Below are 14,381 nucleotides of genomic sequence, written 5' to 3'. Positions count from 1 at the left end.
GCCCTGGGCTGCGGCCTGACGAGGCCGCCCTGATGGCAGAGGCCACCACCGGCCGGCTGACCGTCGACGGCATACCCGTCACCACGTACCGCTGGGGCGACGGAGAGCGGCCCGTCCTGGTGGTCCACGGCTGGACCTCGCGTGCGCGTGCGGGGCGGGGCCGGGCGGAGAAACGGGGTCAGGCAGGGGAGGAGCTGACGGCCGGCGGCCGCTGCGGGAGTTCACCCGGAGCGGCCGCCACCGCGCGCAGCCGGTTGAGGATGCCGCGGCCGGCCCGCTCGTACGTCGTCGGGTCGTCGTGCAGCACGGAGCCCGCGTTCGCCAGCTCCATCAACGCGATGATCTCGAACGCCAGCTGCGGGACGTCCGCCCGGTCCGTGCCCTCCCGGAAGCCGCCCGCGAGCCGGGCCTCGTCCAGCTGCTGCTCCATGTAACGGGTCCATTCGGCACGGGCCTTGGCGATCTCGTCGCGTACGGGGCCGGGGCGCGAGTCGAACTCCGCGGCGGCGGAGTGGAAGAAGCAGCCGCCGGGGAAGACGCGGCGGGCGGAGTAGTCGATCCAGCGCTCGCACAGCCGCCAGACCTTGACGACGCCGGCGGGCTCGTCGCGTACGGGCCCCACGACCTGCTCGGCGAACACGACCGCAGCGGCGCGGACGGTGGCCAGCTGCAAGTCCTTCTTGGACCCGAAGAGGGCGAAGACGCCGCTCTTGCTGAGGCCCAGATCCGTGGCGATCTTCCCCAGGGACAGGCCTTCCAGACCGTCCGTCGAAGCGATGTCCATCGTCCGCCCGAGAACGGTCCGCCGCGTGTGGTTCCCGCGCTCCACGCGTCCGTCTGCCATACCGCCATCTTACCGAACGCACGGTCGTTCACTCTGTGGAGCGGCCCGTGTCAGTGGCGGGTGCCATGCTCGTAGAGAGGACGGAAGGAGTGGGGGTCATGCTCACGACGGACTACAAGGACGGCTCCCCGAACTGGCTGGACCTCGGCACACCGGACATCGACGGCGCCGCCAGGTTCTATGCCGGGCTGTTCGGCTGGGACTACCACCCGGGCGGCGAGGAAGCCGGCGGATACGGGATGTTCCACCTCGCCGGCAAGACGGTCGCGGGCGGCATGACCGTCACGGCTGAGCAGGGCCCGGCGGCCTGGACGGTGTACTTCCAGAGCCCCGACGCGGACGCCACCGCGGCTGCCGTGGTCAAGGCGGGCGGCGCGGTGACCTTCGAACCGATGGACGTCATGGACGCCGGCCGGATGGCGATCTTCACCGACCCGACCGGGGTGGCTTTCGCGACCTGGCAGCCGAAGCGGAACAAGGGCCTGGGTGCGGTGTCCGGCGTGGGCAACCTGTGCTGGAGCGAGCTGTACACGGGCGATGTCCAGGCCGCCGCCGCCTTCTACCGCTCGGTCTTCGGCTGGGAGATCAGCGAGACGTTCGAGGGCGGCTCGTACACGATGGTGCGGGCGTCCGGCACACCGGACAAGGCGGCCTTCGGCGGTCTGGCCCCGATCGGGGCGGACCCGGTGGAGGACACCGAACGCCCCTACTGGACCCCGTACTTCGAGGTCGCCGACTGCGATGTGACAGCGGCCAGGGCCGAGGAGTCGGGCGGCAAGATCCGGCTGTCGCCGGTGTTCATGGAGGGAGTCGGCCGCTTCGCGAAGCTGGCGGACCCTTACGGGGCGCGGTTCGCGGTCATAGCCAGCGCTCCCGCGTCGGGGGCGTGAGGCCGTGCGGCGGCGGGGGCACTCGTCGTTCGGTCGTCGGGGTGTGCGGCTGTCGGGGAGTGAGCCGGTGTTGATCAGGCGTTGATCGGACGTCCATCGGCGGCGGTGAGTATCTCCGGCATGTCAATGAACACCGCCACCACCGCCACCACCGCGCCCGCCTGGTACGACCTTGCCCTCTGCGCCCAGACCGGCCCGGGCTTCTTCTTCCCGGAGCCCGGCTCGTCCCTGCGGGACGCGAAGCGGCTGTGCGGGGCGTGCGAGGGCCGCGTGGCATGCCTGGAGTACGCCCTGGCCAACGACGAGCGCTTCGGCGTCTGGGGCGGCCTCTCGGAGTCGGAACGCCTCGCCCTGCGCCCGCGCAGCTGACCCAGGCCGCGTGCAGCCGTCCACCGGCGCGGGGCCGCCCCTGTCGGCGCGGAGCCACCCGTCGGCGCGAGGCCACACATACGAAGCCCTGGCAGAGTACGGCTCTGCCAGGGCTTCGGGTCATCCACCCGAGCGGGTGGAGACCGGTCGACCCGGTGGAACCGGGCCGAGGCGGTCAGGCCTTGCGGGCCGCGATACGGGCCGCGCGGGCGGCCAGGCGCTCGTCGAACTTGCGCGCCTCGGAGTCCAGGCCGTTCATGAACAGGCCCAGCTCGTCCTGGGCCTGCCGGCCCTCGGGGCCGAGGCCGTCGATCTCCATGATCTTCAGGAAGCGGATCACGGGGCTCAGCACGTCGTCGTGGTGGATCCGCAGGTTGTAGACCCCGCCGATCGCCATCTGTGCAGCCATCCGCTCGAAGCCGGGCATGCCGTGTCCGGGCATCCGGAAGTTGACCACGACGTCCCGCACGGCCTGCATCGTGAGGTCCGGGGCGAGCTCGAAGGCGGCGCCCAGCAGGTTGCGGTAGAAGATCATGTGCAGGTTCTCGTCCTGCGCGATGCGGGCCAGCATCCGGTCGCAGACCGGGTCACCGGACTGGTGGCCGGTGTTGCGGTGCGAGATGCGGGTCGCGAGCTCCTGGAAGGCCACGTACGCCACCGAGTGCAGCATCGAGTGGCGGTTGTCGGACTCGAAGCCCTCCGACATGTGCTGCATCCGGAACGCTTCCAGCTTGTCCGGGTCCACGGCGCGCGAGGCCAGCAGGTAGTCGCGCATCACGATGCCGTGGCGGCCCTCCTCGGCCGTCCAGCGGTGCACCCAGGTGCCCCAGGCGCCGTTGCGCCCGAACAGGGTCGCGATCTCGTGGTGGTAGCTGGGGAGGTTGTCCTCGGTCAGCAGGTTAACGACCAGCGCGATCTTGCCGATGTCGGTGACCTTGGACTGCTCCGGGTCCCAGGCCTCGCCGTCCTCGAAGAAGCCCGGGAAGTTCCGGCCGTCGCTCCACGGGACGTACTCGTGGGGCATCCAGTCCTTGGTGACCTTCAGGTGGCGGTTGAGTTCCTTCTCGACCACCTCTTCCAGCGCGTACAGCAGCTTGGCGTCGGTCCACGCCTCCGAGCTGCCGAGGTGGGGAGAGGTGATCGTCACTGGTGCTCCTGAGGACAAAGCGAATTACCTACGGTTCCGTAGCCTACGAACCCGTAGGTTAAGCGGAGCGGGAGGAGCAGCCAAGCCCCAGACGTTCATATGCCCGGTTACGTCCGGTTATCTGCGCAGTTTGCGGGGGTATCGAGAGGGGCGCGAGGGAGCGAAAGTCATGCCGGCAGGTGGCCCGCAGCGCCTTCCTTGACGCCGGAGACCGGCGCGCGGTGCGGAGGCTTGGGCTACGGTCGGTAGTGCACGCCTCACACGGGGCGACCTCGCGGCTTGTACGGCCCCACACGCATGCGAGCCTTCGATACTTCGGAACCTTGGAGCAGCACGATGACGGGCACTCTCCGTGGACCGCGGTCGGTCCACGAGCTCCGGCAGATCCCGCGCGAGGCGGAGGAGCTGAACCATTCGATACGCCTGCCCGGCAGCGCCTACTGCGCAGGCAGTGCCCGCGCCGCCGTACGATCCCTGCTCACCCGGCACGGCCTGCTCGACCTGTCCGACACCGCGGCGCTCGCCGCCTCCGAGCTCGTCGCGTGCGCCCACCGGTTCACGCCCGGCAAGGAGATGGCCCTCAACGTCCGCTGGCAGTTCGACGCCCTGCGCGTCGTGCTCTACGACCAGCATCCGGCGCACTCCTCGCCCGAGGCGAGCGAGGAGTGCCGCGGCCGGCGCAGCCGGGGGATGTGGCTGCTCGCCGCCTCCGTCGAGGCGTGCGGCGGGGACTGGGGGCTCACCCCCGTCCTCACCCCCGTGGGGGGCACCAAAGCGTGGGCCTTACTGCCGCTGCCGCGTTAGGGCGCTGCCGCGTCGGCCTTCGCCTTCGCCGTTGCGGAGTCGGCTGTCCGCGTACGGTGTGCCCGTCACTCGTGCCACAACGCCTCCCGCACCTCCTCGGCCGTGGTCGGGCGCATCTCGCCGTCGAGCAGCAGCCACCGGGTGATCCCGATCGACTCCAGGAACGGCACGTCATGGCTCGCCACCAGCAGCGCGCCCTCGTACGACTCGAGCGCGTCCGTCAACTGCCGTACGCTCGCCAGGTCCAGGTTGTTCGTCGGCTCGTCCAGCATCAGCAACTGCGGAGCCGGTTCCGCCAGCAGCAGCGCCGCCAGCGCCGCCCGGAACCGCTCGCCGCCCGACAGGGTGCCGGCCGGCCGGTCCGCCCGGGCACCCCGGAACAGGAAGTGCGCGAGCCGTGCCCGGATCAGGTTGTTCGAGGCCTGCGGAGCGAACCGGGCCACGTTCTCCACCACCGAACGGCTCTCGTCGAGCACGTCCAGCCGCTGCGGCAGGAACCGCGTCGGCACATGGGTCACCACCTCCCCGGACACCGGCGCGAGCAGCCCCGCGATCGTGCGCAGCAGGGTCGTCTTGCCGGAACCGTTGCGGCCCACCAGCGCGATCCGCTCCGGACCGCGCAGCTCCCACTCGCCCGCAGCCCTGGCCCCGTGCGCCAGGTGCACATCGCTCAGCGTCAGGACCCGGCGCCCCGGCGGGACCTGGGTGGCGGGCAGCTCGATCCGGATCTCGTCGTCGTCCCGGACCGCCTCCACCGCCTGGTCCAGCCGCTCCTTCGCCTGCGCCAGCTTCTCGGTGTGCATGGTGCGGTGCTTGCCGGCCGACTCCTGCGCCGCGCGCTTGCGGGCACCCATGACGATCTTCGGCTCGCGCTTCGTGTCGTACATCTTCTGGCCGTACCGCTTGCGCCGCGCCAACTTGACGTGCGCGTCCGCCAGTTCCCGCTTCTGCCGCTGTACGTCGGCCTCCGCGACCCGGACCATCCGCTCGGCCGCGTCCTGCTCGGTGGCGAGCTGCTCCTCGTACGCCGTGAAGTTCCCTCCGTACCAGCGGACTTCGCCGTCGTGCAGGTCGGCGATCTGGTCGACCCGCTCCAGCAGTTCCCGGTCGTGGCTGACCAGGAGCATCACCCCGGACCAGGACTCGACCGCCGCGTACAGGCGCCGCCGGGCCCGCAGGTCCAGGTTGTTGGTCGGCTCGTCCAGCAGCAGGACGTCGGGGCGGGCGAGCAGCAGGGCGGCGAGGCGCAGCAACACGCATTCGCCGCCTGAGAGTTCACCGACCGTACGGTCGAGGCCGATCCGGGAGAGCCCGAGCTGGTCGAGGGTGGCCAGGGCCCGCTCCTCGACGTCCCAGTCGTCGCCGACCGCGGCGAAGTTCGCCTCAGTGGCGTCGCCTGCCTCGATGGAGTGCAGGGCGTGGCGGGTGGCACGGATGCCGAGCGCCTCGTCCACGCGCAGGGCGGTGTCGAGGGTGACGCTCTGCGGGAGGTAGCCGACGGTGCCGGCCGCAGACAACTGGCCGTCGGACGGGGTGAGTTCACCCGCGATGAGCTTCAGTAGCGTGGACTTCCCGCAGCCGTTGAGCCCGATGAGGCCGGTGCGGCCGGGTCCGACGGACAGGTGGAAGTCCTCGAAGGCGGGAGTGCCGTCGGGCCAGTCGAAGGACAGGGCGGAGCAGGTGATGAAAGCAGGGGCATGACTCATGGAGGCCTCCAGGTTGCGTGAGTGGTGCGTGCAACGCGGGGAGACAGCCGACGGTGGAAACGGCCACGGTCACGGCCGGGGGCACGTGATGGCAGAGGTGGCGGTGGTCGGTGTCTCGAACCTCAGACGAGCAATGTCCTGCTCCGTTTCGACGGCAGTGGGTCGCCTACGAAGCTACGGGCGGCCGGGGCCGCCCGCAAACGAATAAGTGTCAGCGGGGGTCGCGCATCAGCTCGGCCAGGCTGTGGTCCATGTCGAGGTACAGGTGCTCCAGACCCGGCGGGACGACCGTCGCGGCCCGCTCCAGGAACCGGTGCAGTTCGGCCGTCAGCATCAGCACGATCGCCACGCCCTCGGGCGCGTGGAACTCGATCGTGGTCCGGTCGATGTCGTACGGCCGCACCCGCACGTCGCCGCACCCGGTCGGGCGGTCCAGCCCCGATTCGAGGAGCTCGCGCGCGAAGGTCCACGACACCTCGACGCCCTCGAGGGTGGCGAGAGCGGGGAACGCCATGCGCACGGCGAAGGGATCCGCACGGTCGTAGCGGAGCGTGACGGGTACGGTCTCGACCTTCGGGGCGGTGGCGACCAGACGGGCCTGCACGGCCTGCTCGATAACAGTGATCAAGGCTCGCTCCCTTGCTGCGGATCTGCTGCCGGGCCTGGGGTGAAACCCGGCAACCGGATAGACGCCGGAATCGGCAAATCCGTGCATGCGAACTGACGTGAGCTGTGTCACCGATTGGCTGGAACGCGTCCGTTTGATCGCACAGAGTGACGGCGCGTGGGGGTGTGCGCGAAGAGGCCTCAGTCGCCGCCGCACGCGCCGGAGTGGTCGCAGAACGGCTGGTTCCCGCTCACTCCACAGGCGCAAAGCATCGCCCTGGTCTCCCTGCGGACGCTCCCGTCGGGGGTCGTCACGCGCAGATCGCCGCGCATCACGAGCTGGCCGGCCGGCGACCGTACGACCGTGGTCGGCCGGTCCGGCTCCTCGGCCGGTCCGTTCTCCACGAGCCGGTACTGCAGTGCGCCCGAGGGGCACCGGCGGATCACCTCGGCCACCCGCTCCGGCTCGGCGCCGTCCGGCTGCACCCACGGACGCTCGCCCGAGTCGAACACCTCGGGCAGGCCGCGCACGCACTCGGCGGCGTGCAGGCACCGCCCGGTGTCGTAGGTGACGCTGATGCGCTTGCCGTCGTAGGCCTTGGGTTCCTTGGAAGGCATGGCCTCAGCCTAGGAACGCGGCGGCGCGGACGCACCCTGGACGCCGAATCCGGGGTGCATTAGCTTCCGGCGCCATGAGACTTCTGGGAGTTGGCATGTGCGCGGCGGCTCTGGCGGTGGGGCTACTGGCCTCCCCGGCCTACGCGGAGAGCGGGCCGGACCGGTCGGACGGGCGAGACGGGCGAGACGGGCGAGACGGGCGAGACGGGCCGGGTTTACGGGGCGCGGGCTGGGCGCTGAAGGACACCGGCAAGGACGCCCGCTTCCGCGGGCTGGCGGCGGTCAGCCGCTCCACGGCATGGGTGGCCGGCTCCAAGGGCACGGTGCTGCGCACCGTGGACGGCGGCCGCAGCTGGCGTGACGTCTCACCGCCCGGCGCGGTCGCGGAAGGTCTGGAGCTGCGCGACATCGAGGCCTTCGACGCACGGCGCGCGGTGGCCCTGTCCATCGGGGAGGGCGAGGCCTCGCGGGTGCTGCGCACCGAGGACGGCGGCGCCACATGGACCGAGAGCTTCCGCAACCCCGACCCGCGTGCCTTCTACGACTGCCTCACCTTCTTCGACTCCCGGCACGGGCTGGCCGTGAGCGACCCGGTGGACGGCAGGTTCCGGATCCTGTCGACGGACGACGGCGGCCGGAACTGGTCGGTGCTGCCGAGTACGGGGATGCCGGACGCCCTGCCCGGCGAGGCGGGCTTCGCTGCCAGTGGCCAGTGCCTGGTGAGCGCCGGGTCGCGCGACGTCTGGCTGGCCACGGGCGGCAGCGCGAGCGCCCGGATCCTGCACTCCGCGGACCGGGGCCGCACCTGGCGGGTCGCCGAATCGGGCATCCCGGCCGGCGACCCGGCCAAGGGGGTCTTCGCCCTGGCCTTCCGCGACCGTACGACGGGCCTCGCGGTCGGCGGTGACTACCGCACCGGCCAGGCCTCACCACAGGCCGCGGCCGTATCGGCGGACGCGGGCCGCACCTGGAGCCCGGCCCCGACCCCGCCACCCGCGTACCGCTCGGGCGCGGCCTGGCTCCCGCACCTGCGCGGCGCGGCCCTCGCGGTGGGCCCGACCGGCACGGACGTCACGACGGACGGGGGCCGCAGCTGGCGGGCGCTGGCGCCGGGCTCGTTCGACACCGTCGACTGCACGGCTGACGGGGGCTGTTGGGCGGCGGGGGAGAAGGGGCGGGTGGGGAGGCTGGAACGGACCGGTCCTGACTCTTGATCAGCCTTGTGTGGCGCCCCGGGGGGTGTCGTGTCGTGTGTCCGGCTGGGCGTCCGGCCGGGTGTCCTGCGGAGTGGTGAACAGGTCCATTCCCGGGTAGCGGCCGGTGACGAACCCCGCCGCCTTGTACACGGGTTCGCCGTCGGAGCTGGCGTGCAGCTGGATGTAGTGGATCCCCTCGCCGTTCAGCCAGGCGGTGAGCCCGTCGACGATCCGCCGGCCGTGGCCCTGCCCGCGGGCACCCTCCTCCCCGGACACTCCACCGACGCGGATGGCGCGGACTCCGACCGCGGCGTCCCGCTCGGCCTCTGTGACGCCGAGTGCGCACTGCGCAGTATGCGCCCCCGCCCCCGCCCCCGCTCCGGCTTCCGGCAGCGGGTGTCTACGCCGCCGGGTTTTCGCGGACCGGCGCCAGGTCCGACGACGTCTTCGTCGCGATGAACTCCGTGATGCGGTAGGTGCAGACGCCGGCCAGCGTGAAGGGGTCCTCCGCCGCGATCTTTTCGATCTCCGCACGGGAGACCCCGCGCGCCAGGATCATGCCGCCGTCGCGCGGGACCTTGCGGCCCGAGGCCAGGAAGACGCCCGATGCGTAGTAGCCGTCCAGCCAGGCGATGTGCGCGTCCATCTCCTCTTCGACGGCTTCGACGGGTGCGGTGTAGGTGAGCTCCATGACGAACATGATCGTCAGGCTACTCTCGCACCATCATGACGAGCGTGAAGACCCCCGCCAACGAGGCCGAGGCCCGGGCGATACAAGACGAACTACGCAATCAGGTCGTGCTCGACGAGCCCGGCCCGCCGCCGGGACGAGGGCTCGTCGCAGGCGTGGACGTCGCCTACGACGACGAGCGCGACCTGGTCGCCGCCGCGGCCGTCGTCCTCGACGCCGCCACCCTCGAGGTCGTCGAGGAGGCGACCGCCGTCGGGCACGTCAGCTTCCCGTACGTGCCCGGGCTCCTCGCCTTCCGGGAGCTGCCCACCGTGCTGGCCGCGCTGGACGCGCTCACCGCCGCTCCCGACCTCGTCGTCTGCGACGGCTACGGCCTCGCCCACCCCCGCGGCTTCGGCCTCGCCTGCCATCTCGGGGTGGTCACCGGGCTGCCGAGCATGGGCGTCGCGAAGAACCCCTTCACGTTCACCTACGAGGAGCCCGGCGCCCGGCGCGGCGACGCCGCGCCGCTGCTCGCGGCCGACGGCGCCGTCGTCGGGCGGGCGCTGCGTACGCAGGACGGGATCAAGCCGGTGTACGTCTCCGTCGGCCACCGGGTCTCGCTCGACAACGCCTGCGCCCACGCCCTCGCGCTGAGCCCCCGGTTCCGGATCCCCGAGTCCACCCGGCATGCCGACTCGCTGTGCAGGCGGGCCCTGCGCGAAGCCTCCTGACCGGCGGCCCGCTACTGCCGGGCGGCCACCCGGAAGCGGATGCCGGCTTTCTGGAGCCGGTCCAGCAGGGCGTCGCCCATCGCCACGGCCGTGGTGAGCTGGCCCGCCCGCTCCGGCAGGGTGTCGTACGCGAGGCACAGCGCCGACTCCGCCAGCATCTTGGCGGTCTCGCCGTAGCCCGGGTCGCCGCCCGAGACCTCGGTGAACACGCGGCGGCCGCCGCCCTCGCCGACGAAGCGGACCGTGAACCAGCTGCGCGCCCGGCGCTCCGCGTCCGGGCCCCGGCCCGGCTCCCAGCGGCTCATCAGCCACCGCCGCGCCGCCGGGAGCTGTGCCAACGCCACCGTCGCGCCCAGCGCCGCCGTACCGCCCACCGCGACCGGAAGGTGCTTCACCGAGGCGTACTGCCGATAGCGGAAGTCCGGCCCGTACCGCTCCAGGGCGGCCGCCGAGCGGGTCACGATCCGGGGGTCCAGGGTCGGCAGCGGCAGCGCCCACGTGCCGGTCTCCCGGCTGAACCGCGGGGCTCCCAGGGGTCCGCGTACGCGCCGCTGCGGCAGCCGGGGCTCGTGCAGCCGGCGTTCGTGCGCCGCGGCCAGGGTCTGCGGCCCGCGGCCCATGGCCGTGAGGGCGGAGGCCAGGGTGCCGCCGGAGAAGACCGCATTGGACCGCATGAACCCGTCCACCCGCAGCGGGACGTCCTCCGGCAGCTGGCCCACCGTGAAGTACGCGCCGAGGTCGGCCGGGATCGAGTCGAAGCCGCAGGCGTGCACCAGCCGCGCGCCGGTCTCCCGGGCCCGGGTGTCGTGCTCGACGTACATCCGGTCGACGAACTCCGGCTCGCCGGTGAGGTCCACGTAGTCCGTGCCCGCCGCGGCGCAGGCGGCGACCAGCTCCGCCCCGTACAGGACGTACGGTCCGACGGTCGTGGCCAGGACCCGGGTGGAGGCGGCCAGCTCCCGCACCGCCTGCGCGTCCCCGGCGTCCGCGCGGAGCAGCGGCAGCGCCGCGCAGCCGGCGTCGAGCGCGGTCAGCCGCTCGCGCAGCCGCTCCAGCTTGCCGAGGTCGCGGCCCGCGAGGGCCCACCGGCAGCCGGCGGGGGCGTGCGCGGCGAGGTATTCGGCGGTCAGGGCCCCGACGAACCCGGTCGCGCCGAAGAGCACCACGTCGTAGGCCCGATCCCGATCCCGATCCCGATCCCGATCGCGGTCCCGTTCACGCTCCGCAGCCTTGTCGGTCTGCCGAACCTCTTCGTTCATCACGGCTCCTCCCGCTCCTGTCGGTGGCTGAGGCTAGCGCGCGGCCCCCGTACGACGAACAGCGCCCCGGTGGCGGCCTGGACGGCCGTTCCCGGGGCGCTGCGTTCGGCGAAACGCGCGGTGGATCAGTTCTCCTGGTACATGCCGAAGACGTCGACGATGAGGTCGGCGTTGCCGTCGCTCTGGTTCCAGAAGTCGACGACGCCGGTGCTGCCGGTGCTCGCCTGAACCAGGTTCGGGACGGTCTTGCCGGTCGTCCAGTTCAGGGTGGAGGAGGTGGGCGGCGTCGGCTGGCTCGCCGTGTTGGCGTCGTACTGGTCCTGCGTGTTCGGGTCCGGGGAGACGGCGAGGAAGCCGCTGTCCTTGGTGTTGGTCACGGTGGTGTTCAGCACGAAGCCCGTGATGCCGGAACCGGGTGCGCCCAGCGCCGTGTAGATGTAGTCGCGGCCGGCCAGGGGGCCGTAGACCTGGTCCGCGGGGTTGCGGGTGTCGAGCATCCGCTCCGGCGTGAACGGCAGGTACGCGCCCTTGCTCTGCGGGCTGTAGTAGCCGACGACGTCGACGATGACGTCGGCCGGGTTCCAGCCGCCGTTGCGCACGCTGATCTTGCCGTCGGGGCCGACGGGGACGATCACCGAGTTGGCGATGGTCTGGCCGGTGGTGAAGTTCACGTTGGACGCGGTCGGGGCCTGCTGTCCGCCCGGGTAGACGGTCAGGTGGCCGTCGCTCTTCGGGTTGGTGACCGTCACGTTGAGCGCCACGGCGGTGACCCCGGCGGCCGGGACGTTGCCGAGGCCGGTGATCTGGGTGCTGAAGGAGCCGTAGCCGGCGAGCTGGCCCATGGTGGTGCCCGTGCCGTTGCGGGTGTCGACGAAGCGCTTCGGGGCCAGCGGGGTGTAGCCGCTGGACGAGGTCTGGGTGAAGTAGCCGGTGACGTCGGCGATGAGGTCGACCGACTCCCAGCCGCCGTTGTACAGGTTGACGTAGCCGTTCTCGCCTACCGGCACGATGACCAGGTTCGGGACGGTCTGGCCGGGGACGAAGTTGACGTTCGAGGTGGTCGGCTTGTCGTCGCCGTCGGCGAAGGCGGTGACGTGGCCGCCGCTGGTGGTGTCGGTGACGGTGACGTTGAGGACCACCGCGGTCACGCCGGCGGGGATGCCGCCGTTGCCGCCGACCTTCAGGTGCGCGGAGGTGTACGGGGCGACCTTGGCCTGCGTGGCGCCGGTGCCGTTGCGGGTGTCCAGCAGGCGGGTCGGGCCGTACGGGGTGTAGTCCGAACCCGCGGTCGTGACCGCGACCTCGTTGGTGACCGTGGTGTTGGCGGCCTTGTCCGTCACGCTGACCTTGACGGTGTAAGTGCCGAGCTCCGCGTAGGTGTGCTCGGAGGCCACGTTCTGGGTGCCGGAGGCCGAGGCGGCGGTGGTGGCCCCGTCGCCCCAGGCGATGCTGATGTCGAGCGGGGTGGTCGCGCTGGTGACGGAGCTGTTCAGCGCGATGGTGTGCGCGCTGGTGCTGTACGCGTCCAGGGCGACCGCGAGGGTCGGGTTTGAGGCGTCGGCGCTCTGCACCGTGGCAGCGGCCGTCAGCTTGCTCTGCGGGGCCAGCACGGTCCGGGTCGACTGGTCCGCCGGGCTGCTGAACGTGGCGCTGTCCTTCAGGGCGGCCTGGGTGAGGTCGGGCTTGCTGACGCCTTGGGCATCGCTGCCGGCCTGGTCGACCGCGTGCGCCATGCCCGGAATGAGAGAAATGCCGGCCGCGAGGACGGCGGCAGAAGCTGCGAGTCGGCGGTAGGACACCGAGCCCCCTATGTTTCCGTGAGCCCTTGGCCAGGGCTGAAAGTCCGCTCAGATTACATAGCCCCCGAGCCTCCGCTTACAGGCCCCCGCCTTAAGCCCGCACTCCCGCGGGCAGTGCCCCGGGAGCGGCCTGGAGGCCGCCCCCGGTCCGCTGTGACCAGCGGTTTCGTCCAGGCTTATCAGTTGTCCGTGTAGACACCGAAAAGGTCGACGACGAGGTCGATGTCGCCATCGCTCTGATTCCAGTAATCGATGACGCCGGTGGAGCCGGTGCTCGCCTGGACCAGGTTCGGGACCGTGTCGCCGTAGGTCCAGTTCAGGGTGGAGGACGTCGGGGTGGGCGGCCAGGTGTCCGTGTGGTTCTCGTAGTCCTCCTTCGTGTTCGGGTCCGGGGCGACCGAGAGGAAGCCGGTGTCACGGGTGTTGGTCACCGTGGTGTTCAGGACGAACCCCTTGGTGTGCGGGTGCCCCGAGGCGAGGGGCATGTGGACGTAGCCGCGGCCGCCCAGCGGGCCGTAGGCCCACTCGCGGGTGTCGAGCAGCCGGAACGGCTGGACCGGCAGGTATGCGTTCGTGCTGTACGGGCTGTAGTAGCCGACGACGTCGACGATGACGTCGGCCGGGTCCCAGGCGCCGTTGCGGATGCTGATCTTGCCGTCGGGGCCGACGGGGACGATCACCGAGTTGGCGATGGTCCGGCCCGCGGTGAAGTTCACGTTGGACGCGGTCGGGGCCTGCTGCCCGCTCGGGTAGACGGTCAGGTGGCCGCTGCCCTTGGGGTTGGTGACCGTGACGTTGAGCGCCACGGCGGTGGCCCCGGCCGAGACGCCGCCCGCGCCGTTGATCTGGGTGCTGAAGGTCCCCTGCCCGGGGACCTGGCCCTTGGTGGTGCCGAGGCCGGAGCGGGTGTCGACGAAGCGGACCGGCGACATCGGGGTGTAGCCGCTGGACGCGGTGTGCGTGAAGTACCCGGCGACGTCCGCGACCAGGTCCACCGACTCCCAGCCGCCGTTGTACAGGTTGACGTAGCCGTTCTCGCCGACCGGCACGATGACCAGGTTCGGGACGGTCTGGCCGCGGGCGAAGTTGACGTTCGACGTCTTCGGCTGCTCGTCGCCGTCGGCGAAGGCCGTGATGTGGCCCTCGCTCGTGGTGTTGGTCGCGGTGACGTTGAGGACCACCGCGGTCACACCGGCCGGGATGCCGCCGTTGCCGCCGATCTTCACGCGCGAGGAGGTGTACGGGGCCACCTTGCCCTGCGCGGCGCCGGTGCCGTTGCGGGTGTCCAGCAGACGGGTCGGGCCGTACGGGGTGTAGTTCGAGCCCTCCGTGGTGACCACGATGTCGTTGGAGACCACGGTCTGGGTGGCCTGGTCGGTGACGCTGACCTTGATCGTGTACGTGCCGAGCTGGTCGTACGTGTGCGACTCGGCGACGGTCTGGGTGCCGGCGGCGTAGTCGTTGGTGGTCTTGTTGTCGCCCCATTCGACGTGGACCGAGAGCGTCGTGGGCGCGCTCGTGATGTCGGCCTTCAGCTCCAGCCCGCGCCCGGTGGTGGTCGTGGCGTGCAGGCCCACCGCCAAGGTGGGGTTGGCGTCGGCCGCCTGAGGGGCGGGCGGGGGCGGGGTGTTCCCCGCCCCGGGGGGGGGGGGGGGGGGGCCCCGGGCGGGGGGGGGGGGGGGGGGGTTAAGTAGGGGGGGGGGCCAGGGAAAGGAGGCGGGGGTGGGCCCCCCGGGGAT

Annotated in this window: 15 protein-coding genes; 5 read left to right on the top strand and 10 right to left on the bottom strand. The window is 71.6% G+C overall.

Annotated elements, in window-relative coordinates:
• Positions 1 to 178: 178 nt before the first annotated feature.
• Positions 179 to 844, bottom strand: a complete 666-nt coding sequence (locus AB0I68_RS08310; protein ID WP_363176411.1) for a TetR/AcrR family transcriptional regulator — start codon at positions 842 to 844, stop codon at positions 179 to 181.
• Between the two features lie 98 nt (positions 845 to 942).
• On the opposite strand from AB0I68_RS08310, the gene AB0I68_RS08305 reads away from it, so the two are divergent.
• Both AB0I68_RS08305 and AB0I68_RS08300 read left to right on the top strand, forming a co-directional pair.
• Positions 943 to 1,734 (top strand): VOC family protein, encoded by a 792-nt coding sequence (locus tag AB0I68_RS08305; RefSeq protein ID WP_363176410.1) that lies wholly within the window; start codon positions 943 to 945, stop codon positions 1,732 to 1,734.
• A 120-nt stretch (positions 1,735 to 1,854) separates the two neighbouring features.
• Positions 1,855 to 2,103 carry a WhiB family transcriptional regulator gene (locus tag AB0I68_RS08300; RefSeq protein ID WP_363176409.1) on the top strand — a complete coding sequence of 83 codons (249 nt, stop codon included), beginning with the start codon at positions 1,855 to 1,857 and terminating at the stop codon, positions 2,101 to 2,103.
• Between the two features lie 175 nt (positions 2,104 to 2,278).
• On the opposite strand, the gene AB0I68_RS08295 is transcribed toward AB0I68_RS08300, so the two are convergent.
• Positions 2,279 to 3,250, bottom strand: a complete 972-nt coding sequence (locus tag AB0I68_RS08295) for an acyl-ACP desaturase (RefSeq protein ID WP_363176408.1) — start codon at positions 3,248 to 3,250, stop codon at positions 2,279 to 2,281.
• Positions 3,251 to 3,586: 336 nt separating this feature from the next.
• Here AB0I68_RS08295 and AB0I68_RS08290 point away from each other — a divergent pair, with 336 nt between their 5' ends.
• Positions 3,587 to 4,054, top strand: coding sequence for an ATP-binding protein (locus tag AB0I68_RS08290; RefSeq protein ID WP_363176407.1), 468 nt, complete (start codon positions 3,587 to 3,589; stop codon positions 4,052 to 4,054).
• A 65-nt stretch (positions 4,055 to 4,119) separates the two neighbouring features.
• On the opposite strand, the gene AB0I68_RS08285 is transcribed toward AB0I68_RS08290, so the two are convergent.
• The 3 genes from AB0I68_RS08285 to AB0I68_RS08275 form a co-directional block, all read right to left on the bottom strand.
• Entirely contained in the window at positions 4,120 to 5,760 is a 1,641-nt protein-coding gene (locus AB0I68_RS08285) for an ABC-F family ATP-binding cassette domain-containing protein (RefSeq protein WP_363176406.1), read from the bottom strand.
• Between the two features lie 211 nt (positions 5,761 to 5,971).
• Positions 5,972 to 6,388, bottom strand: a complete 417-nt coding sequence (locus tag AB0I68_RS08280; RefSeq protein ID WP_363176404.1) for an SsgA family sporulation/cell division regulator — start codon at positions 6,386 to 6,388, stop codon at positions 5,972 to 5,974.
• Between the two features lie 179 nt (positions 6,389 to 6,567).
• On the bottom strand, positions 6,568 to 6,984 hold the full coding sequence (locus AB0I68_RS08275; RefSeq protein WP_363176403.1) for a (4Fe-4S)-binding protein: 417 nt from the start codon (positions 6,982 to 6,984) through the stop codon (positions 6,568 to 6,570).
• 74 nt (positions 6,985 to 7,058) lie between these two features.
• Here AB0I68_RS08275 and AB0I68_RS08270 point away from each other — a divergent pair, with 74 nt between their 5' ends.
• Positions 7,059 to 8,198 (top strand): oxidoreductase, encoded by a 1,140-nt coding sequence (locus AB0I68_RS08270; protein WP_363176402.1) that lies wholly within the window; start codon positions 7,059 to 7,061, stop codon positions 8,196 to 8,198.
• Here AB0I68_RS08270 and AB0I68_RS08265 read toward each other — a convergent pair whose 3' ends face one another.
• Both AB0I68_RS08265 and AB0I68_RS08260 read right to left on the bottom strand, forming a co-directional pair.
• Positions 8,199 to 8,456 carry a GNAT family N-acetyltransferase gene (locus tag AB0I68_RS08265; protein WP_363176401.1) on the bottom strand — a complete coding sequence of 86 codons (258 nt, stop codon included), beginning with the start codon at positions 8,454 to 8,456 and terminating at the stop codon, positions 8,199 to 8,201.
• Between the two features lie 124 nt (positions 8,457 to 8,580).
• Positions 8,581 to 8,880 (bottom strand): YciI family protein, encoded by a 300-nt coding sequence (locus AB0I68_RS08260; RefSeq protein WP_363176400.1) that lies wholly within the window; start codon positions 8,878 to 8,880, stop codon positions 8,581 to 8,583.
• 26 nt (positions 8,881 to 8,906) lie between these two features.
• Here AB0I68_RS08260 and AB0I68_RS08255 point away from each other — a divergent pair, with 26 nt between their 5' ends.
• A complete protein-coding gene (locus AB0I68_RS08255; protein ID WP_363176399.1) occupies positions 8,907 to 9,584 on the top strand; it encodes an endonuclease V in 678 nt (225 codons plus the stop codon).
• A gap of 11 nt (positions 9,585 to 9,595) precedes the next feature.
• Here AB0I68_RS08255 and AB0I68_RS08250 read toward each other — a convergent pair whose 3' ends face one another.
• From AB0I68_RS08250 to AB0I68_RS08240, 3 genes are all read right to left on the bottom strand, one after another.
• Complete coding sequence (locus AB0I68_RS08250) at positions 9,596 to 10,843, bottom strand: saccharopine dehydrogenase NADP-binding domain-containing protein (protein WP_363176398.1); 1,248 nt, start codon at positions 10,841 to 10,843, stop codon at positions 9,596 to 9,598.
• 125 nt (positions 10,844 to 10,968) lie between these two features.
• Entirely contained in the window at positions 10,969 to 12,576 is a 1,608-nt protein-coding gene (locus AB0I68_RS08245; protein ID WP_363176397.1) for a hypothetical protein, read from the bottom strand.
• Between the two features lie 245 nt (positions 12,577 to 12,821).
• Positions 12,822 to 14,219, bottom strand: a complete 1,398-nt coding sequence (locus tag AB0I68_RS08240) for a hypothetical protein (RefSeq protein WP_363176396.1) — start codon at positions 14,217 to 14,219, stop codon at positions 12,822 to 12,824.
• Between the last annotated feature and the right edge of the window lie 162 nt (positions 14,220 to 14,381).

The sequence above is a fragment of the Streptomyces sp. NPDC050448 genome (genome assembly GCF_040655295.1).
Lineage (GTDB): Bacteria > Actinomycetota > Actinomycetes > Streptomycetales > Streptomycetaceae > Streptomyces.
Note: the sequence above shows the minus strand (reverse complement) of the source record. Positions and strands in the feature narration are given on the sequence as shown.

Coding starts and splice junctions, on each gene's coding strand:
- AB0I68_RS08255 (WP_363176399.1), top strand. CDS start 8,907: ATGACGAGCGTGAAGACCCCCGCCAACGAGGCCGAGGCCCGGGCGATA.
- AB0I68_RS08260 (WP_363176400.1), bottom strand. CDS start 8,880: ATGTTCGTCATGGAGCTCACCTACACCGCACCCGTCGAAGCCGTCGAA.
- AB0I68_RS08285 (WP_363176406.1), bottom strand. CDS start 5,760: ATGAGTCATGCCCCTGCTTTCATCACCTGCTCCGCCCTGTCCTTCGAC.
- AB0I68_RS08310 (WP_363176411.1), bottom strand. CDS start 844: ATGGCAGACGGACGCGTGGAGCGCGGGAACCACACGCGGCGGACCGTT.
- AB0I68_RS08290 (WP_363176407.1), top strand. CDS start 3,587: ATGACGGGCACTCTCCGTGGACCGCGGTCGGTCCACGAGCTCCGGCAG.
- AB0I68_RS08270 (WP_363176402.1), top strand. CDS start 7,059: ATGAGACTTCTGGGAGTTGGCATGTGCGCGGCGGCTCTGGCGGTGGGG.
- AB0I68_RS08305 (WP_363176410.1), top strand. CDS start 943: ATGCTCACGACGGACTACAAGGACGGCTCCCCGAACTGGCTGGACCTC.
- AB0I68_RS08250 (WP_363176398.1), bottom strand. CDS start 10,843: ATGAACGAAGAGGTTCGGCAGACCGACAAGGCTGCGGAGCGTGAACGG.
- AB0I68_RS08245 (WP_363176397.1), bottom strand. CDS start 12,576: ATGGCGCACGCGGTCGACCAGGCCGGCAGCGATGCCCAAGGCGTCAGC.
- AB0I68_RS08300 (WP_363176409.1), top strand. CDS start 1,855: ATGTCAATGAACACCGCCACCACCGCCACCACCGCGCCCGCCTGGTAC.
- AB0I68_RS08275 (WP_363176403.1), bottom strand. CDS start 6,984: ATGCCTTCCAAGGAACCCAAGGCCTACGACGGCAAGCGCATCAGCGTC.